The sequence below is a fragment of the Bradyrhizobium sp. OK095 genome (assembly GCF_900109945.1).
Classification (GTDB): Bacteria; Pseudomonadota; Alphaproteobacteria; order Rhizobiales; family Xanthobacteraceae; genus Bradyrhizobium.
Genome location: NZ_FOBX01000003.1, coordinates 144,605 through 162,013 on the forward strand (window position 1 = coordinate 144,605; position 17,409 = coordinate 162,013).

Consider the following 17,409-nt stretch of genomic DNA (forward strand, 5'->3'; position numbering starts at 1 on the left):
CCGCGCGCTTAGGCGCTCGCGCCCTTGGCCGCAACCAGTTCGTCGATGCGGGCGCACAGATTCTTCAGCACGAAATACTGCTCGGTGGTCGCCTTGCCGTCGTTGACCTCCTGGGTCCACTTTTCCAGCGGCAGCTTGATACCGAACTGCTTGTCGATCGCGAACGCGATGTCCAGAAAATCGAGGCTGTCGATGCCGAGGTCATCGATGGCGTGGCTATCCGGCGTGATCGTGTCGCGCGGGATGTCGCAGGTTTCAGCGATGATCGTAGCGACCTGATCGAATGTGGTGGACATCACTAAGCCTTTGATAGATTGCGGGTATTTGTCAGATGTTCCAGAGTGGCAAGGTGGGTGGGCATCGCGCCCCGAGTGACGCCCTCAACCCCCCCTCTGGCCGGGTCGAGAGCCCGTATAACGGAGCGCCGCCCTGAGTTCAATGGAGCCGGGGGGACCAAGGGGACGGCAAGGGACAGGGCTGGGGATGCCTGCCAGAACCCATTTCGGCAGGGGACCGGCGGCGGGCGGGGCCTAGATGTGCGGCGTCGTGATCTTGACGCAGTCGCGGCGACCCATCAGCACGCAATCCTGGGTCCGCCTGAGGTCGGCGATGCTCACCGCGAGCCAGATCCCGATCGCAGTCAGCGCGATGGTGAAGGCGAGGGCTGCGATGTTGGCGAGCATGCGGTGGCGGAAATCGTCCGGCTCGGTGCGGGGCTGCTCATAACGCGACAGGTCCAGCGGTTCGGGTGCGATGCGCAACGGCTGCACGGTGGCGCTGCCCCGGTGGATCGCCGGGGGAGGCGAGGTGCGCGGCCTGAACTGGAGCACCCGATGCTCGTCATCCGAGCTTATGGGCCGCTGAATTTTCATGGTGTGAGGATCACTCCGAAGCAGCGATTTTTAGATAGCATACGTGGTGAAAGCATTGCAGGAAATCTTCTCAACGCGCACGTGCATTGCGCTTTCGCACTATCTTTCATGGGAGCTGCGAACGGCGCACGGCCGTCCGCCCGGCGTCGGAAATTCGCGGGTTGCGTTGCAGCAACCGACATCGACCCTGCACGCGTGAGCAGCGGCTTGTGATCCGCGCCCCGACCGAACGCATTTTGCCGCCGCGGTGCTGATGGCATAGTCTGGGGAACCCGGTCCGCCGGTCCAACGATGCGAGGGGATCTTCGACCATGCCCACCACCAACGCGCGCGAACCGAGAGTGCACCCGGTGCCGATCCTGTCGCTCCGGCCGACGCAGATGACGGTCGGCATGCGCGAGGTCAAGGAGAAGCGCAAGCGCTGGCGCGAGCACGACAAGAAGAAGCAATCCGACCTGCTTGGCACCCACATGATCCCCGTCGTCTACGGACCTGACGGGCGCTATTACGTGATCGACCATCATCATCTCGGCTGCGCGCTGCATGCCGAGGGCATCAAGGAGGTGCTGGTGAGCGTGGTCGGCGATCTCAGGATGGTCGAGCGCGAGGCGTTCTGGGGCGTGATGGACAACAAGCGCTGGGTCTATCCCTACGATGCCAAGGGCGAGCGGCGTCCGTTCCGCGACCTCCCGAAATCGGTCGTCGATCTCAAGGACGATCCGTTCCGAAGCCTTGCCGGCGAGCTTCGCCGCATGGGCGGCTTTGCCAAGGACACCACGCCGTTCTCCGAATTCCTGTGGGCCGATTTTCTGCGCCGAAAGCTGACGCGCAAGGCAGTCGATGCCAATTTCGACAAGGCACTCGAAAAGGCTTTGGCCGCGGCCAAGAGCAAGGATGCGATTTATCTCCCGGGCTGGTGCGGCCCGGCGGACGACGATTAGGCGCGCAACGTTCGCATCAGTCGCGCTGGAAGATCTTGGCGCCAGGGTAAGCGCGACGGGCGTAAGTCACGACCAGCGCGCGGTCCTGGGTTTCCAGGAACGGCGTTTGGATCTGGCTTGCCCCGACGATCAGGTGCCACAAACCATTGAGCTTCCGGATGATGATTTTCATTTGAGGTATCCTCGATCAGTCCGCACTTCATCCAACGCTGCTTGTCGCGGTCGTCCTGGGCTTCATGATCGCGATCGCCGGCGAAAAATTCCCTGCGCGGCTCGCGTTCGCAGCAAGACAAGTGCGACATTTGTTAGTTGGTCACGGCGCGCGGTCCGATAAGCCGGATCGCATCACAGTCGCTTGAGCGACATCATTTTCCGCGCCCATGAAGCCGTCCTGAAACAGAGCCACCGCACTTATGACCTGTAGTCGAGCTCACACAGGAGGCCAAAATGCGCCGTCTGGTTTTCGTCATCGCCCTGCTCGCGGTCGCCACAGCAGGAATCTCGGCATCGTTTGCGGCGGTTCACCACGCCAAGACATTGACGTTTGCCGAGCGCTTCGCTCCGGCACTCGATTTGATGGCGAAGCAATAGCGGCATAACGCTTTGCGGCGCTCAAGTTCACTTGGGATTTTGCGCGCCGGGTGACGCCAGCAGACGTTCCATTTCCGCGGCGGCCTCGCCGTCGCGGATCTTCTGCAACAGGGCGTGACGCTCGGCGCCGGCCGGGAGGTTTTTGGCCGCGGCGCGCGCGTTCTGGGTGAACTTGTTCAGGCGCTCCTGGAGTGAGAGCGCCGGTCGCGTGCGGTTGCGTTTCTTGGTCATGGCTTTGCCTTTCCGGTTGCAAACACAACCATGCACCGGCGAGCACCGTCCTTAACTTTTGTTGGAACTGCGACCCGATCGCCGGATTTTCATCCTGTGGCGACGCGCGTTCCAGGACCCGCAAGATGCCACGAGTTCCAATCCCCGGACCGGGAGTGTGCAGTGGCAGGCGATATGATTCGCGCGGCGCTCATCAGGCGTCTGCGCATCTCCTCCGCAATTGCGGACGAGGACGTCAAGGAGATCGAAGAGCTTCCGATCGTCGTTCGGCAATTCCCTGCGGAAACGCCGGTGGTGCGCGACGGCGAGCGGGCGACTAACTGCTGCCTGATCGCCGATGGCTTTTGCGCGCGCTCCAAGACGATTGCGAGCGGCAAGCGGCAGATCCTCTCGATCCATATCCCCGGCGAGATCCCGGACCTGATGAGCCTGTTCCTGCACGTAATGGATCATGATCTGGCGACGCTGACGCCTGCGACGCTCGGTTTCATCAGCCATGAAACGCTGCAAAGGCTGCATCGCCGCAGACCTGTTGTCGCCGAGATGTTCTGGCGGGACACGCTGATCGACGCCGCCATGTTTCGCGAATGGCTCGTCAATGTCGGTCAGCGACCGGCGCCTGCGCGTCTCGCTCATGTCATGCTCGAATTGCGCGAACGCCTGAGAATCATCGGCCGCCAGGACGGCAACAATTTCGAGATGCCGCTGACGCAGGAGCAGATCGGCGAAGCCCTCGGGATCACCGCGGTGCACGCTAACCGCATCATCAAGCAATTGCGCCAGGAGGGCATCGTCGAGCTGCACCGCGGCCGGGTCACTGTGCTGGACGAGCGCAAATTTTTGGAACTTGCGGATTTCGACGGCCGTTATCTGCACCAGTCGCCAACGCTTTGAGGGCGCCCGATGCCGCGATTCCATTTCGACATTCACGAGAATGGCTGTTTCACTCCGGACGAGGACGGGCGCGAATTTGTCGACGGTGACGACGCGCGCAAGGAGGCGGTGCTGACCGGCGCCTCCATCGCCCGCGATGCCTTCACCACCGGCAGCGCGCATCGCATCGTCGTCGACGTGCGCGAAGAGGGCGTGCCGTTCTTGAAAGTGTCGATCACGCTCGAGGTCGAGGAGGCCTAGGGCTTTTGATCTGCCGCAAGCGCACCCGGATGCCGACTGTTAAAGTTGACCGGCATGATAGCCGAGCTGGCGCCGGTCTCCGGGCTCTTCGGGTCATGCTCACCCGGAGACCTAATAGTGGGCGCGATCTTTCGTATTCTCTTTATCGCTGCGGGCGCCATCACCGCGCTGTTCGTTGCGCGCGATGCCCTGAACTTCACCATCATCCAGACCTTCGTCGCCGTTCTGCTCGTCACGGCGATTGTCGGTCTGGGGAGTTTCTGGAGCCAGCGGCGGAAGACGTAAGCAGCACGTCACGGGCCCGGCAGCGTTCACCGTCATTTCTTCGGCAGGCGCCCCATCAGATAAAACTCCTCGTTCGGCCGCATGCCTGTGAAATTCGCCAGCCGATTCGACAGGGCGAAGAAGGCTGAGATCGCGGCGATGTCCCAGATGTCGTCGTCGCTGAAGCCGTGGGGCGCGAGCGCTGCGAAATCTTCCTCCGAGACGCGCTGCGCATCGGCCGAGACCTTCATCGCGAAGTCGAGCATCGCCTTTTGCCGCGGCGTGATGTCGGCTTTGCGATAGTTCACTGCGACCTGGTCGGCAATCAGCGGGTTCTTGGCGCGGATGCGCAGGATCGCGCCATGCGCGATCACGCAATACTGGCACTGGTTGGCTGCCGAGGTCACCACCACGATCATCTCGCGGTCGGCCTTGGTGAGGCCGGAGTCCTTCTCCATCAGCGCGTCGTGATAGGCGAAGAAGGCGCGGAACTCGTCGGGCCGATAGGCGAGCGTCAGGAACACGTTCGGTACGAAGCCGCTTTTCTCCTGCACGCCCAGCAGGCGCGTGCGGATGTCTTCGGGCAGCGAGTCGAGGGCGGGAGCGGGGAAGCGTTGCGTGGCGGTTTTTGTCATGGATATGGATTCCGGCTTGGGGCCGGCAACCATAGTCGATGCGGGCGGCCGCCTCAACGTGCCCCGACATGTGGCCATGTCCGCGAGCCGACACGAGGTTTAGGAAAGCGGCTCTGCCGCGGCGTAGCGCCCGGTTCGCTCACGTCGTCTCGCCCCGTCATCGCTGTGGTTGATTGTCATTTCAAAACGTCCTAAGGTTGAAGTTATTGCGATAAGTCATTCCGTGTTTTGGGGGCGACGCCATGCGGCGATTGACCTGGATTGCGGCATCGGCCTTTGCTGCTCTTTCGAGTGGATGCTCGATCTATCCGCTGCCTGATGACGTGATGTCCTTCAACAGCGATAAGATCGCCGCGATCATCCGGTGTCAGACCCGGGACGCGATCCGGCAAGTCGTTATTCGAAACATCGAGGCTGCTGGCAGCCCGATCCTTTATGAGCAGATGAACAAAGAGCAGTTGCTGGATTGGCTGCGCAGCAATCCAGAGAGCTGGCGTCGGCTCAAATGGGAGCGCTTCGCCCTCGAACTGAGAAACCCCTTTGTGTTCTACAAGGACACCTCGATCAGCTACGACTTTACGATCGACACGACTGAGCAGAACACGACGGGGTTGAATGTCACTCTGTTGAGGCAGTTTACGGGCAGCACCAACGCGATCGGACTTGGTGCCAAGAACGACCGTACCCGGGAGGTATCGCGGCACTTCAGGACTTTTGACACCTTCGACAGTCTGGCTCGTCTAATGCGCACGGATGCGTGCGAGAACGCTCCGCGGGCGCCCAACTATCTATTTCCGGCGGCCGGATTGCTCAGGATCAATTCCCTCGTCGATTCGTTCCTGCTGGCAAACCAGTGGGAGAATCTTGCTGGCAAAGACCAAGACTATACGACGGCGTCGATGAGCGACACTCTGACGTTCACCACCAAGAACACGGGCAATTTCGATCCATCGACGACGGCGGATCCGACGATCGGAAAATGGGTGCCAACAAGTGCAAGCCTGAATCTCGACAATCTCAGGCAGGACCTCCATACGATCATCATCCTGATCAGTCTGCCGCCTGACAAGAAGGGCTTGCCACAATTCGACGAGTTCGGGCGCATCCTCGCGCCTGGCAAAGCCGCGAAGGCGGCTGCTTCGGCCGCTCTCGATCGACAGAGAGAGTTCAATACCCAAAACGCGTTGACGCGCTTTGGAACAGGCGTCGGAAGAATAGTTCCTTGATCATGCTGGGCGATTTCGTGCAACCGGAGTTGGACAGGCTGGGGAGATATCGAAAATGGCGGCCTCAAATCACAAGGACTTGCCGGTCAGCGGCGTCTATCGCTACTTCAAGGCACTCGAGAAGGCCAAAACCTTGAAGGCGTTTCTGGAAGACTGCGACAAGAAGGAGCACACGGTGGGGGTCAGCAAGGCGCTGTTCAACCTCGGGCACAAGCACTTCAAGACATCAAAGGCGACGCAGTCTGCACGCACCACCAGGGCTGTTGCGCGGGCCGTACCCGGCGGGGGCGGCGAGTGCCCGGCCTGCCCGAAGCCGCCGAAGCTCTGATCAATGGCCTCACCGAGGCTGCAGGTTGGACGACCGCGACGGCGTGCTTGACCTGTCGCGGATGCTGACGTGCCTTACCGCAGCGGCTTCTTCAGCAGCGAGAAGCGATCGGGATCGAGCCCCATCGACGGTTGCAGCATCGGCGTCTCGGCCGGGGCGAGCGTCTTGGCCGGCGGGGCCGAGAACACCGGGTCGTTCGGCGTGTCGCGCTGCGAGGTGGCGCCGCGCCAGCGTTCGAGCACCGCGCCGACGAAATGCATGTCGTGACCTGATGTGACCGACGGCACGCTCGAGATGGTGGCCTCGCCGCGCGGCAATTGGTGCGGCGGCACCTCCTTGAAGCGCAGACGGGTCGGCAGCGCGACGCCTTCGCCGAAGGCCAGCACTTCGCGGGTGCCGAGCGACGGAACGAAGGACAGCAAATTCGCGGCCGCATCCGATACCGCGGCGCGCAGCAGCGCCTGGTCGCGCTCGTTGGCAAGACGCATCGTGAACAGCGTGTTGCACTGGGAGATGATGGTGGGGTCGAGCTCGGCCGGACGCTGGGTAATGAGGCCGAGATAGACGCCGTATTTGCGGCCTTCCTTGGCGATGCGCGACACCGCCTTGCGGGTCGGCCCGAAGCCGACATTGCGGTCGGCGGAGGCGTAACGGTGGGCCTCTTCGCAGACGAACAGCATCGGCGACACGCCGTCGCTCCACAGGCCGAAGTCGAAGGCCATGCGGCAGAGCACGGAGACGACGGAGTCGATGACCTCGGCCGGGAAGCCGGCGAGCTGCATCACCGTCATCGGCTTGCCGTTGGCGGGCAGGCGGAACAAATGGCTGATGACTTCGGCCATGGTGTCGCCGCCGACATTGGCGTTGTCGAACATGAAGGCGTAGCGTGGGTCGTTGCGGACCGCTTCGATGCGCGAGATCAGCTTGTGATAGATGATGCGCGAGGAGCGGTTTTCCAGCTTGCCCATGCGCTCGTCGATCAGCGACATCAGATCGACCAGGCGGTACGGTACCGGCGTGTCGACGGTGTAGCCGATCTGTTTGGGATCGATGCGCTTGAGGCCGAGGCGATCGGCGTTCTGATACTGCGTGTAGATTCCCTTGGCGATCGGGATGACCTCGGCGAGGACGTCGAGCTCTTCGGGGACGCCGGCGCGGCCAGCGAACAGCACGTCGACGATTTCCTCGAAATTGAACAGCCAGAACGGCAGCTTCAGGTTTCGCGGGTTAAGCACCAGCGCGCGGTCGCCGAAGCAGCGGCCATATTCGTTGTGGACGTCGAGCAGGAAGATGCGCAGGTTGGGCCGCGCTTTCAGGATCTCGTTGAGCAGCAGCGACACGCCGGTGGATTTGCCGACGCCGGTCGATCCGAGCACTGCAAAATGCTTGGACAGCATTTCCTCGATATCGACATAGGCGACGACCGAGCTATCCTGCTGAAGGAAGCCGACATTGATCTGGTCGGAGCCCGTCGGCGCGTAGATCGTGCGCAGCTCCTGGCTCGTGATCAGGTCGACGGAATCGCCGATGGTCGGATAGTTGGTAACGCCGCGCTGGAATTTCGCCTTGCCGGCGGCGTTGAGGATTTCGCCGAGCAGGTCGACCGAGGCGATCGCGATCAAATTGTCGCTGCTCGAGAGGTTCTCGCAGGACACCTCGGTGATCATGGCGACGATAATCGAGCTGGCGCAGCGGATGCTGACGAACCGGCCGACGGTGGCCCGAACTTCCGAGACCGGCATCTGGCTTTCCGCCAGAAGCCCGACCCGGGCGAGCGATCCGCGAACCGAAATCACGCGTCCAAAGGATGTCACGATGAATGAACCTGGCATGAGCGAGGAGTTTAATCCTGACTATGCGAGCCGGGGGCTGCACAAACGGTTAAGCGGCAGGGGCGGGAGCTTTGTTAAATCCGTGACAATTCGGCTAATAGGGTTGTTCCCAATGCATACTTGTCGGCAGATTTGGCCGAGAAATGCTGCTTTTCTAGGCCTTCGGGCGCGAAAGCGCTTAAGGAAGATTTTACCATTCGAACATCCGGTCCCGTCCGTTCGGAGGATTGTCGCCGGCATGCTTCTCCTGACGGAGCGGCCGGTTTGTTGACTGGACCTAATCATTTGTACATTGGTACAAATGACTCGGCGGACCATGCGTCCGCCATGCCCAGGAGGAACCCATGCAGCCCGAACCGATCCTCGATCTCGCCCATCTCGGCCACATGGAGCTGCTGACGCCGAAGCCCGACGAGAGCCTGAAATTCTTCGTCGACGTCATGGGCATGACCGTCAGCGGGCAGAAGGGCGAGTCGGTTTATCTGCGCGGCTGGGACGATTACGAGCGCTATTCGCTCAAGCTCACGGCGTCGAAGACCTCAGGCATGGAGCACATGGCGCTGCGCGCGCGCAGCCAGCAGGCGCTGGAGCGCCGCGTCGCCGCGCTCAAGGGCTCGGGCTTCGACATCGGCTGGATCGACGGCGACATGGGGCAGGGGCCGACGTTCCGTTGCAGGGATCCCGACGGCCACATCGTCGAGCTCTATTACGAGACCGAATGGTACCAGGCCCCGCCGGAGCTGAAGCCGGCGTTGAAGAACCAGGCGCAGCGTTTTCCCGCACGCGGCGTCAATGTCCGCCGGCTCGATCACCTCAACTGCCTCGCCGTCGACATCAAGGCCAACCGCGAGTTCTTCGAGAATTATCTTGGCTGCCGCCTCACCGAACAGATCGTGCTCAACGACGGCCGCGAAGCTGCGATGTGGCTGACGATGTCGAACAAGAGCTATGATTTTGCTTATTCGCTCGACCACTCGGGCACGCCCGGCCGCTTCCACCACGTCACCTACGCGCTCGACAGCCGCGAGGAAATCTTGCGCGCGGCGGATATCTTCCTGGAGAACGGGATCCACATCGAGACCGGCCCGCACAAGCACGCGATCCAGCAGACTTTCTTCCTCTATGTCTACGAGCCCGGCGGCAACCGCGTCGAAGTCGCCAATGCCGGCGCACGCCTCATCCTCGCGCCGGACTGGAAGCCGATCGTGTGGACCGAAGAAGAGCGCAAGAAGGGCCAGGCCTGGGGTCTGAAGACGATCGAGTCCTTCCACACCCACGGCACGCCGCCGGTGGAAGGGAAGAAGCACGCCTGATCTCGGGCGTGTACCCATAAAAGTCGGCTTACGACAGCAAAGCGGAAGCCTGCCGGCTGGGCTGGGATCGGCCGCTTGTGACCCGAAGCGGACATGTCGGGCGGCCGGTCGGTCATTGATTGTCGTCAGTTTCAGCCCGGATGGCCGCCATCAACATGCGCTCCACCAGGCCGTCGAATTCAAATTTCCCGATTGGATCGGTCGCAGCCAGCTCATCGTAAGACTTCGTGTATGTGTCCCACCAACCATGACGTAATCCTTCATAGTGAAGGACACGTGCAGCAGCCTCGACCGCTTTTGCCGTCGGCCCTTCAATCAACGCAACCGCGGATTTACCGGCGCGCTCTCTAGTGAGCTGACTGTTTGCAGGTAGCGCGAGTTCTAACAGATGCTCTCTTAGAACGGCGTCCGAATTGTAGTCGATGTCGCTACGAGACACGATCAAACTGGCCCAGCGTTCGACGTCATGGCGGTTCAAATCGCCGTCGCAATAACGACGAAGGATCGACACCACATGCCTTCGCTCAAAGATAACCAAAGGGACGCTATCCCGCTCAAAGCGGTCCAGGGTGGGCAGGATCTCGTCCAGTGGCTTTTTAAGCTCAAGCAGCTCGCGCAGTGCTGATTTTCTGTCCATGCAAAAAGCCGGGCTTTGAGTCAATGATACAGTTGTAGCAGCCAAAGTCGCTACGGGCCAGATTTGCTCAACCTGAGTTCTTCGCACTTTGACCCATTGCAGATCATTCGCGCCTCAGAGGGGTGCCGTCGGCGGATAAGTCCTATTTTGCCATCGCTCTCAGGCTTTCCAATCTTTCTCGCACTTTTGTCCCATTAAGGTTCATGACTGGCCCGGCAGATCCATTCACAAACATGATGTAGTCATCTTCTGCCCGCAAAAAGAATATGTAATCAGCGCCAGCCATAAAAGGTATTGTGCAATTTCCGAATCCGTATGGAGCGCTCCGCACCTTGCCGCTGGCAGGTGGCGCTCCTTTGATCTGCTCTATCGTCTGAAAGGAGCCTTCGATGATCTTCCCATAAACTCCCTTCATGTCATCTGGCGCGGGAATCTCCGACACAGACGTGAGGTGAGCCACGAAGACCGACGATGCCTGCGAAAATAACTCTTGCTCCGTCGCGGGCTTGAAGGAACAGGCATATCCGAGTGAAATTTGCCCGAGCGCTATCGCGACAAACGAAAAAGCCAAGATCAAGCGGCGAGGTATCGCAATCGAATTTGGCATGGTGGTAGGTTTGTCTCAAACGCTGTTTGTCAACGGGTCGCGCGCAGTGCGCGGCAGACTACACGGCGCATAGCATTTGCCAAGCTGTTCACATGCTTCCGCTTCTGGCCGAAGGGCGCCATGCATAGTGTTGGCTTGAACGTCGCCGGTCGACACTAAAGCGGACCTGACACACACATGAGTACACGCCCTAATGCGCGGACGATCGCACGCGGGCGATCGTCTCGCGCACGCCGCTCCACGCCGGCTTGTCGGGCGCGAACTGCTTGCGCAGGAAGCTGACGAGCTCCTCGACTTGCGCGTCACTCATGCTGCTCCTGAAGGCGGGCATGTAGCCGAGATCGCTCGACACGGGCTCGGCGATGCCGTGCAGGATCACCTGCACGAGATTATCCGATGTCGCGCTGTGCAGATTGCTGTTGAGCGCGAGCGAAGGCCGGCTGCCGAACAGCGGCAGGCCGCCGACCTCGTGGCAGACGGCGCAGGCGCCCTGATAGAGCCGCGCGCCAGTGGAAGAGGCGACGGTGACTTGCGTTGCGCTCTCCAGCCTCGCTGCCAGTGTTGTCGCATCGGCCGCGGCGTCGTTGAACGAATTGAGATAGACCGCCATCGCGCGGATGTCGGGGTCGGGCAGGGCTTTGAGGTCCCTGACAACAGGCGCCATCGGGCCGGCGGCGACGCCGTGATAGCGGGAATGGCCGGTGCGCAAATAAGCGAAAAGCTCGTCCTCGTTCCATGGGATCGGCGCCTGCGACAGCGAGGTCAGCGGCGGCGCCTCCCAGCCCTCGGCAAAGCCGCCGGCGAGATAGGCCTGGCGCTGCTCGGCGCCGAGCGCATTGCGCGGCGAATGGCAGCCGCTGCAATGGCCGAGGCTCTCGACCAGATAGGCGCCACGATTCCAGGCTTCCGACTTCGCGGGATCGGGCTTGAACTCCTGCGTCTGGTGGAACAGCGCATTCCAGCCCGCCAGCAGCGGACGAAGGTTGAACGGGAAGGCGAGCGCATTTGCAGGAGCCGTCGCGCGCACCGCGGGCTGTGCCATCAGGTAGGCGTACAGCGCCTGCAGGTCCGCTTCGCTTGTCTTTGAAAAATGCGTGTAGGGGAAGGCGGGATAGAGCTGCCGTCCGTCGCGATGCAGCCCGTCGCGCATCGCGCGCTCGAAGGCGGGATAGGACCAGGCGCCGATGCCGGTCTCGGCGTCTGGCGTGATGTTGGTCGAATAGATCGTCCCGAACGGCGTCTCCAATGCCCGTCCGCCGGCATTGAGCACGCCATTGATCGTGGTGTGACACTCCGCGCAATTGCCGAGAGCTGCGAGCAGCTCTCCGCGCGCGATCGTCGCCGCGGAATAGGCAGACGCATCGGGGCGGGCGATCGGCGCGATGGCGCGGCCAGGCAGGAGCGCGGCGCCGATCCCGATCGCGGCGGTGCAGACGGCGGCAATCGTCGCGAAGACGCCGGCGCGTTTGGCGAAGGGATTTTCCCAGATGCGGGACGGTTGCGATGTTGCGGGAGCAGGTAGAGCCTGCGGTGCGGCCGTCGTGTCGCCGTGCAACCCCTTCAGGATACGCTCCGGCGTGAACGGCGGCTCGCGAAAGCGCACGCCGGTGGCATCGAAGATGGCGTTCGCAATCGCCGCAGCACTTGGCACTGATGCGGACTCGCCGACGCCGAGCGGCGGCTGGTCTGGCCGCGGCAGCAGCAAGACGTCGATCTTGGGAACGTCGGGGAAGGGGATGATGGGATAGGCGCCCCATTCGCGCGCGGCGACCGCGCCGCGTTCGAACGAGACCTCCTCCATCAGCGTGCGGCTGGTGGACTGGATAACGTTGCCGTGGATCTGGTGGCGCACGCCGTCCGGGTTGATCATCAACCCGGAGTCCTGTCCTGCGACGACGCGCGTCACGCTGACGTCGCCGGTGGTCTTGTTCACCGCGACGTCGGCGACCCAGGCCGACCATGCCGCGCCATAGCCGGGAAATTTGCTGTGGACGTAGAGCGCATAGGCAAAGCCGCGCCCGTGCACGATTTCGTCGTCCTTCTCCTCGCGAACCGGCCGGGGCGTCCAGCCCGCGCGCTCGGCGACCGCATGGACGAGATCGACCGCGCGCTGGTCTTTCAGGTAGCGCAGGCGGTATTCGATGGGATCGACGCCGGCCTCGGTCGCGGCCTCGTCGATATAGGATTCATGCGCAAACGTGTTCGGCAGTGCCGAGACGCCGCGGAACCAGGAGGCGCGCACGATCGGTGCCATGTCATGGGCGACGACGCGCATGTGGTCATAATCGTAGGGCGGGATCGCGGTGCGGTCGCCCATCTGGAGCACGTCGGGCTCGGATGAGACGCGCCCGGTGAGCAGCAGTGCGAGCGTCGGTGCCGCGTTCGACGGATAGCGCGTGGCGAGATCGTAACCGGCGATGCCGCCGTCGGCGTTCAGCCCACCATTGACGTCGATGAGCTGCGCCGCGCCCTTCGGCTCCCAGGCGTGCTCCTGCTCCCGCGTCAACTGCACGCGCACGGGACGGCCGACCGCGCGGGACAGCAGCAGCGCATCCGCGCTGACGTCGTCGGCGCAGTTGCGGCCGTAGCAGCCGGCGGCCTCGAGGCGGATGACCTCGACCTCGCTTTCGGGGCGCTCGATCAGCAGCGCGAGATCGGCGCGCAGCACGTGCGGGTTTTGCGTGCCCGACCAGATGCGGATATTTCCGTCCTGGACATCGGCAACGGCGCAGGACGGGCCGATCGAGGCGTGCATCTGATACGGCCAGACGTAAGTGCGCTGCATCGGCTTGGCTGCGCCTGAAATCGCGGTATCGACGTCGCCCTTGTCGATCAGCGTGCGCGGCGTCGAGGGATTGGCGCGCAGTGCTTTTTCGAGATCGGCGAGATCGGCGAGTGTAGGCGTCGGCTTCCAGCTTACCTTGAGCTGCTCGGCCGCGCGGATCGCATTCTCCTCGCGCTCGGCGACGACGCCGACGAAATCACCGATCCGCACGACGGCGATGATGCCGGGAATGTTGCACACCGAGGATTCGTCGACCGCAATCAGGCTGGTGCCGACGAACGGCCCGGCATCGATGCCGGCATAGGGCGGCCGCACCACACGGCCGTGGAGCATGCCGGGCAAGCGGATATCGTGGACGAAGGTCAGCTCGCCCGTGGCTTTGGCGGGCAGGTCGACGCGCGGCATCGACTGGCCGACGATGGCGTAATCACCAACGGCCTTCACGGCGACGTCGTCGGCAAGCTCGAGGCGAATCGTCTCGCCGCCGATCAATTCGCCATAGCTGACACTGCGATTGTGCCCGCGCACGAGGCCGTCTTCGACTTTGAGATCATCCGCCGGCAACTCCAGCCGCTCGGCCGCGCGTGCGATCAGGAAGTGGCGCGCCTGGGCTGCCGCCTTGCGCAGGGGCACGGCGGTGATCTGGATCGTTTCGCTGGCGATCGTCGCGCCCTGGTTCGGCACAATGGCGGTATCGCCGAGCACAACGACGACGCGGGCAAAGGAGACGTCGAGCTCTTCGGCGACGATCTGGCCGAGCGCGGTGCGGATGCCGGTGCCGAGATCGACATGGCCGTTATAGGCGCTCACCGAGCCGTCCGCGGTGATGCGGACGAAGGTCTCGGATGTGAGCTCGTCCACGGTGCGGACGACAACGAGCGAGCCCCGCTCAGCTCCGTTCGGATGCGGAGAGGCCATCAATCACCGGCCCCGGCGAGCTGGCCCGAGGCGCGCATGACCGCGCGCAAAATTTCGACATGCGTGCCGCAGCGGCAGAGATTGTAGCGCAGCGCGGCCAGCGCCTCCTGCTCTGAAGGCTGCGGGTTGATCGCGAGCAGCGCCTTGGTTGTCATGATCATGCCGTTGAGACAGTAGCCGCATTGCGCGGCCTGCTCGTCGATGAAGGCCTGCTGCACCACGTCTGGCTTGTCGCGCGTGCCGAGGCCTTCGAGTGTCACGACGTCGCGCCCGGCGCAGCCGCTGATCGGAATCACGCAGGCGCGCGCGGCGGCTCCGTCAATCAGGACAGTGCAGGTGCCGCATTCACCCAAGCCGCATCCATATTTCGGTCCGTTCAGCGCGAGGTCGTTGCGCAGCACGTAGAGCAGCGGCGTCCCGCGCGCCGCGTTGACCTCGTGGATCCCTCCGTTCACGGTGAGGCGGATCGGTGTCTGCGTCATCCTCTGTCCCAAGCGCTCGATCAAGTCATCTCAAAATCTACGTCGTGACGATACCGTTTGTACACAAACGTGCAAGCCGTGCATGCCGCACTGCAGCGCGACTGCCCGCTTTGTGGACAAAGCGGTTAGGCAAATGAGGCTTTATGCGGCAGCCACATCTTTTGCGCCGCACCGCCGCTTGACAGTCTCCGGGACCGCGCGCAACATTGTTCGTATACGAATGATAACTGCGGTGTCCGCTGGCTCTGGCATGGTGATGGAAACAACGAGCGCTGCCATCGACAAGATCCGCTGCGATGCCTGTCCGGTGATGTGCTACATCAAGCCGGGTGCGGCGGGCGCCTGCGATCGTTATGCCAATGACGATGGCAAGCTCGTCCGCGTCGATCCGCACATCATCCTCGAACGCACCGTGTCGCACGGCGGCAAGCTCGTTCCGTTCAGCCGCACCGAAGACTGGGACGGCAAGATCGTCCACGAACCCTCGACTTTCGTCACCGCCATCGGTGCGGGTACGACCTATCCCGACTACAAGCCGGCACCCTTCATCGTGTCGTCCGAGATTGACGGCGTCGACATGGTGACCGTGGTCACCGAGGGCATCTTCTCCTATTGCGGAATCAAGGTGAAGATCGACACCGACCGCTATCTCGGCCCTGAGACCGCGACCGTCCGCGCGCAGGGCGAGGCGGTCGGCCACGTCACCACCAGCGAATATGGTTCGCAGATGCTGTCGCTCGGCGGCGTGCATCATCTCACCGGCGGCTCCAAGAAGGAGGGCCGCGTCACCTGCGACACGCTGATGGACCTCGCCAATTGCAAGGCAGTCGAGCTCACCATCGATGGCGGCGCGAGCGTGATGGTGCAGGCCGGCCGGCCGCCGATCGTCAACGGCGTGAAAGAAGAACGCATGCGCGTCGGCTGCGGCTCGGCGACGATCGGCATGTTCGCAAAACAGTGGCACGGCAAGGTTGACGAGGTCGTCGTCGTCGACGACCACATCACCGGCGTGCTCAGCGAGCACCAGGCCGGAAAACTGCTCGACATCGCCGACACCGGCATCAAGATGAAGGGGCGCCGCTCGACGCCCGGCCGCTATTTCCAGGTCGCCGATCCCGGCACGGGGTGGGGCGGGACCAACATTTCCGATCCGCTGGCAATCCTCGGGCCGTTCGACGCCAAGGAGGCCAAGGCTGGCCTCTCGATGCTGATGGTCTCCACGACCGGCGAGCATTCGTCCTATTACGTGCTCGACGAGGCCTTGAAGCCGGTTGAGACCGAGATGCCCGCGGACCTGAAGTTTTCGGTCGAGCGCATCCAGGAGAATTGCGAGCCGGCGCTGTGCACGGTGCTGTTCATGGCCGGTGCCGGCGGCTCGCTGCGCGCGGGCGTCACCGACAATCCGGTGCGGCTGACGCGTTCGGTGAAGGACGCGCTGACGCGTGTCACCAGCGGCGGCGCGCCGGTCTATGTCTGGCCGGGCGGCGGCATCACCTACATGGTCGATGTGACGCAGATGCCTTCAGGCGCGTTCGGCTACGTGCCGACGCCGGCGCTGGTCGCGCCGATCGAATTCACGATGAAGATGTCCGATTATGCCGCGCTCGGCGGGCATATGGATTACGTCAAACCGCTCTCCGAAGTGCAGAGGGGCGATGATGTCCGCCAGCTGCCCTGGCAGAACCCGATCCCGGGACCTCGGGCATGACGCGGCCCCCGCGAATCGCATTGCTGTCTGATGGCCGGCGGCTGCATTTGCAGGATGGACCGATTGATCTGATCGTCGAGGCGAGGGGGCGCGCGGACGAAGTGCGCGCGGCCTATGAGGCTGCGGCGCGGCGGTTCACCGGACTGCTCGACGAGCTCTGCGTGGAACTGCCGGAACTGCGGGCGGTCGCGGAGAAGCGTACTGCGCTGAAGGGCGCCGTGGCGCGGCGGATGCACGCGGCCGTCGCGCCCTATGTTTCCGATTGCTTCATCACGCCGATGGCCGCTGTTGCCGGCAGCGTGGCGGAGGAGATTCTAGGCGCGATGCTGGGCACGGCGTCGCTTGATCTGGCCTACGTCAACAATGGCGGCGATATCGCGCTGCATCTCCGTGAAGGCGAGCATTTTTCGGTCGGTGTGATGGACCGGCCCGATCGTGACGGCGTGATGCGGACGATGCGGGTCGGTTCGGATGACGCAGTGCGCGGGATCGCGACCAGCGGACGTCACGGCCGCAGCTTTTCGCTCGGGATTGCCGATGCGGTGACGGTGCTCGCGGCGAGCGCATCGCAAGCCGATGCGGCGGCGACCGTTATCGCCAATGTCGTCGATCTGCCCGGGCATCCCGCCATCATCCGCCAACCCGCAAACGAGCTTCAACCCGACAGCGATCTCGGCGTGCGCCTTGTTACGCGTGATGTCGGTGAATTGTCGCAGAACGAGATCGCCGCAGCGCTGGAATCTGGCGCGGAATGTGCACGGCAATTGTTCGATCGTGGATTGATCGAGGGTGCCGTGTTGCAGCTTTGTGGTGATATGCTTGTCGTCGGACCGAAAGATACTGAACGGCAACGACCGCGCCCCGCTATGTTGGAGAATGCGGTTCATGTCTGAGCAGGGAAGCAA

General features: G+C 62.7%; 20 protein-coding genes. 10 read left to right on the top strand and 10 right to left on the bottom strand.

All coding sequences use genetic code 11. The annotated features are described in order from the left end of the window. Nucleotides 1–8: 8 nt before the first annotated feature. Both BMW89_RS09580 and BMW89_RS09585 read right to left on the bottom strand, forming a co-directional pair. Entirely contained in the window at nucleotides 9–296 is a 288-nt protein-coding gene (locus BMW89_RS09580; protein ID WP_092025034.1) for an acyl carrier protein, read from the bottom strand. A 234-nt stretch (nucleotides 297–530) separates the two neighbouring features. Beyond that, complete coding sequence (locus BMW89_RS09585; protein ID WP_092025036.1) at nucleotides 531–872, bottom strand: hypothetical protein; 342 nt, start codon at nucleotides 870–872, stop codon at nucleotides 531–533. Between the two features lie 311 nt (nucleotides 873–1,183). Between BMW89_RS09585 and BMW89_RS09590 the strand changes: the two genes are divergently transcribed. Then, nucleotides 1,184–1,813, top strand: coding sequence for a ParB-like protein (locus tag BMW89_RS09590; protein WP_092025038.1), 630 nt, complete (start codon nucleotides 1,184–1,186; stop codon nucleotides 1,811–1,813). A gap of 16 nt (nucleotides 1,814–1,829) precedes the next feature. Here BMW89_RS09590 and BMW89_RS37795 read toward each other — a convergent pair whose 3' ends face one another. Beyond that, nucleotides 1,830–1,985 (bottom strand): hypothetical protein, encoded by a 156-nt coding sequence (locus BMW89_RS37795; RefSeq protein ID WP_177195942.1) that lies wholly within the window; start codon nucleotides 1,983–1,985, stop codon nucleotides 1,830–1,832. Nucleotides 1,986–2,260: 275 nt separating this feature from the next. Between BMW89_RS37795 and BMW89_RS37800 the strand changes: the two genes are divergently transcribed. Further along, nucleotides 2,261–2,404 (top strand): hypothetical protein, encoded by a 144-nt coding sequence (locus BMW89_RS37800; RefSeq protein ID WP_177195943.1) that lies wholly within the window; start codon nucleotides 2,261–2,263, stop codon nucleotides 2,402–2,404. 27 nt (nucleotides 2,405–2,431) lie between these two features. Here the strand turns inward: BMW89_RS37800 and BMW89_RS09595 are convergent, their stop codons facing one another. Next, the gene (locus tag BMW89_RS09595; RefSeq protein ID WP_092025040.1) at nucleotides 2,432–2,635 is read right to left on the bottom strand and encodes a hypothetical protein; all 204 of its coding nucleotides are present in this window, start codon (nucleotides 2,633–2,635) and stop codon (nucleotides 2,432–2,434) included. A gap of 162 nt (nucleotides 2,636–2,797) precedes the next feature. Between BMW89_RS09595 and BMW89_RS09600 the strand changes: the two genes are divergently transcribed. The 3 genes from BMW89_RS09600 to BMW89_RS37805 all read left to right on the top strand — a co-directional run bounded on the left by BMW89_RS09600 (nucleotide 2,798) and on the right by BMW89_RS37805 (nucleotide 4,054). Further along, a complete protein-coding gene (locus BMW89_RS09600; RefSeq protein WP_244547561.1) occupies nucleotides 2,798–3,529 on the top strand; it encodes a Crp/Fnr family transcriptional regulator in 732 nt (243 codons plus the stop codon). 9 nt (nucleotides 3,530–3,538) lie between these two features. Next, nucleotides 3,539–3,769, top strand: coding sequence for a DUF6894 family protein (locus tag BMW89_RS09605; RefSeq protein WP_092025045.1), 231 nt, complete (start codon nucleotides 3,539–3,541; stop codon nucleotides 3,767–3,769). A 117-nt stretch (nucleotides 3,770–3,886) separates the two neighbouring features. Then, on the top strand, nucleotides 3,887–4,054 hold the full coding sequence (locus BMW89_RS37805) for a hypothetical protein (RefSeq protein ID WP_177195944.1): 168 nt from the start codon (nucleotides 3,887–3,889) through the stop codon (nucleotides 4,052–4,054). 32 nt (nucleotides 4,055–4,086) lie between these two features. Here the strand turns inward: BMW89_RS37805 and BMW89_RS09615 are convergent, their stop codons facing one another. Beyond that, nucleotides 4,087–4,668, bottom strand: a complete 582-nt coding sequence (locus BMW89_RS09615) for a peroxidase-related enzyme (RefSeq protein ID WP_092025050.1) — start codon at nucleotides 4,666–4,668, stop codon at nucleotides 4,087–4,089. A gap of 242 nt (nucleotides 4,669–4,910) precedes the next feature. Here BMW89_RS09615 and BMW89_RS09620 point away from each other — a divergent pair, with 242 nt between their 5' ends. Next, complete coding sequence (locus BMW89_RS09620) at nucleotides 4,911–5,894, top strand: Y4kA family protein (protein ID WP_143062733.1); 984 nt, start codon at nucleotides 4,911–4,913, stop codon at nucleotides 5,892–5,894. Between the two features lie 55 nt (nucleotides 5,895–5,949). Next, nucleotides 5,950–6,222 (top strand): hypothetical protein, encoded by a 273-nt coding sequence (locus BMW89_RS09625; RefSeq protein WP_092025054.1) that lies wholly within the window; start codon nucleotides 5,950–5,952, stop codon nucleotides 6,220–6,222. 74 nt (nucleotides 6,223–6,296) lie between these two features. Here BMW89_RS09625 and BMW89_RS09630 read toward each other — a convergent pair whose 3' ends face one another. Beyond that, on the bottom strand, nucleotides 6,297–8,054 hold the full coding sequence (locus tag BMW89_RS09630) for an ATP-binding protein (protein ID WP_092025056.1): 1,758 nt from the start codon (nucleotides 8,052–8,054) through the stop codon (nucleotides 6,297–6,299). 344 nt (nucleotides 8,055–8,398) lie between these two features. Here BMW89_RS09630 and BMW89_RS09635 point away from each other — a divergent pair, with 344 nt between their 5' ends. Beyond that, nucleotides 8,399–9,367, top strand: coding sequence for a catechol 2,3-dioxygenase (locus BMW89_RS09635; protein WP_092025058.1), 969 nt, complete (start codon nucleotides 8,399–8,401; stop codon nucleotides 9,365–9,367). A gap of 112 nt (nucleotides 9,368–9,479) precedes the next feature. Here the strand turns inward: BMW89_RS09635 and BMW89_RS09640 are convergent, their stop codons facing one another. From BMW89_RS09640 to BMW89_RS09655, 4 genes are all read right to left on the bottom strand, one after another. Next, nucleotides 9,480–10,004, bottom strand: coding sequence for a hypothetical protein (locus BMW89_RS09640; RefSeq protein ID WP_092025060.1), 525 nt, complete (start codon nucleotides 10,002–10,004; stop codon nucleotides 9,480–9,482). A 142-nt stretch (nucleotides 10,005–10,146) separates the two neighbouring features. After that, nucleotides 10,147–10,611: a hypothetical protein gene (locus BMW89_RS09645; protein ID WP_092025062.1), complete on the bottom strand. Its 465-nt coding sequence runs from the start codon at nucleotides 10,609–10,611 to the stop codon at nucleotides 10,147–10,149. Nucleotides 10,612–10,801: 190 nt separating this feature from the next. Next, nucleotides 10,802–14,314 (bottom strand): molybdopterin cofactor-binding domain-containing protein, encoded by a 3,513-nt coding sequence (locus BMW89_RS09650; protein WP_092025063.1) that lies wholly within the window; start codon nucleotides 14,312–14,314, stop codon nucleotides 10,802–10,804. Then, on the bottom strand, nucleotides 14,314–14,796 hold the full coding sequence (locus BMW89_RS09655; RefSeq protein WP_092025066.1) for a (2Fe-2S)-binding protein: 483 nt from the start codon (nucleotides 14,794–14,796) through the stop codon (nucleotides 14,314–14,316). The genes BMW89_RS09650 and BMW89_RS09655 overlap by 1 nt, the downstream gene beginning before the upstream one ends. A 250-nt stretch (nucleotides 14,797–15,046) precedes the next feature. Here BMW89_RS09655 and BMW89_RS09660 point away from each other — a divergent pair, with 250 nt between their 5' ends. Beyond that, nucleotides 15,047–16,504: a 6-hydroxynicotinate reductase gene (locus BMW89_RS09660; RefSeq protein ID WP_177195989.1), complete on the top strand. Its 1,458-nt coding sequence runs from the start codon at nucleotides 15,047–15,049 to the stop codon at nucleotides 16,502–16,504. Beyond that, nucleotides 16,501–17,397: a UPF0280 family protein gene (locus BMW89_RS09665; RefSeq protein ID WP_092025070.1), complete on the top strand. Its 897-nt coding sequence runs from the start codon at nucleotides 16,501–16,503 to the stop codon at nucleotides 17,395–17,397. Before BMW89_RS09660 ends, BMW89_RS09665 begins: the two co-directional genes overlap by 4 nt. Nucleotides 17,398–17,409 lie beyond the last annotated feature (12 nt).

Coding starts and splice junctions, on each gene's coding strand:
- BMW89_RS37800 (WP_177195943.1), top strand. CDS start 2,261: ATGCGCCGTCTGGTTTTCGTCATCGCCCTGCTCGCGGTCGCCACAGCA.
- BMW89_RS09620 (WP_143062733.1), top strand. CDS start 4,911: ATGCGGCGATTGACCTGGATTGCGGCATCGGCCTTTGCTGCTCTTTCG.
- BMW89_RS09625 (WP_092025054.1), top strand. CDS start 5,950: ATGGCGGCCTCAAATCACAAGGACTTGCCGGTCAGCGGCGTCTATCGC.
- BMW89_RS09605 (WP_092025045.1), top strand. CDS start 3,539: ATGCCGCGATTCCATTTCGACATTCACGAGAATGGCTGTTTCACTCCG.
- BMW89_RS09650 (WP_092025063.1), bottom strand. CDS start 14,314: ATGGCCTCTCCGCATCCGAACGGAGCTGAGCGGGGCTCGCTCGTTGTC.
- BMW89_RS09595 (WP_092025040.1), bottom strand. CDS start 2,635: ATGACCAAGAAACGCAACCGCACGCGACCGGCGCTCTCACTCCAGGAG.
- BMW89_RS09585 (WP_092025036.1), bottom strand. CDS start 872: ATGAAAATTCAGCGGCCCATAAGCTCGGATGACGAGCATCGGGTGCTC.
- BMW89_RS37795 (WP_177195942.1), bottom strand. CDS start 1,985: ATGAAAATCATCATCCGGAAGCTCAATGGTTTGTGGCACCTGATCGTC.
- BMW89_RS09590 (WP_092025038.1), top strand. CDS start 1,184: ATGCCCACCACCAACGCGCGCGAACCGAGAGTGCACCCGGTGCCGATC.
- BMW89_RS09655 (WP_092025066.1), bottom strand. CDS start 14,796: ATGACGCAGACACCGATCCGCCTCACCGTGAACGGAGGGATCCACGAG.
- BMW89_RS09645 (WP_092025062.1), bottom strand. CDS start 10,611: ATGCCAAATTCGATTGCGATACCTCGCCGCTTGATCTTGGCTTTTTCG.
- BMW89_RS09660 (WP_177195989.1), top strand. CDS start 15,047: ATGGTGATGGAAACAACGAGCGCTGCCATCGACAAGATCCGCTGCGAT.
- BMW89_RS09665 (WP_092025070.1), top strand. CDS start 16,501: ATGACGCGGCCCCCGCGAATCGCATTGCTGTCTGATGGCCGGCGGCTG.
- BMW89_RS09615 (WP_092025050.1), bottom strand. CDS start 4,668: ATGACAAAAACCGCCACGCAACGCTTCCCCGCTCCCGCCCTCGACTCG.
- BMW89_RS09630 (WP_092025056.1), bottom strand. CDS start 8,054: ATGCCAGGTTCATTCATCGTGACATCCTTTGGACGCGTGATTTCGGTT.
- BMW89_RS09580 (WP_092025034.1), bottom strand. CDS start 296: ATGTCCACCACATTCGATCAGGTCGCTACGATCATCGCTGAAACCTGC.
- BMW89_RS09635 (WP_092025058.1), top strand. CDS start 8,399: ATGCAGCCCGAACCGATCCTCGATCTCGCCCATCTCGGCCACATGGAG.
- BMW89_RS09640 (WP_092025060.1), bottom strand. CDS start 10,004: ATGGACAGAAAATCAGCACTGCGCGAGCTGCTTGAGCTTAAAAAGCCA.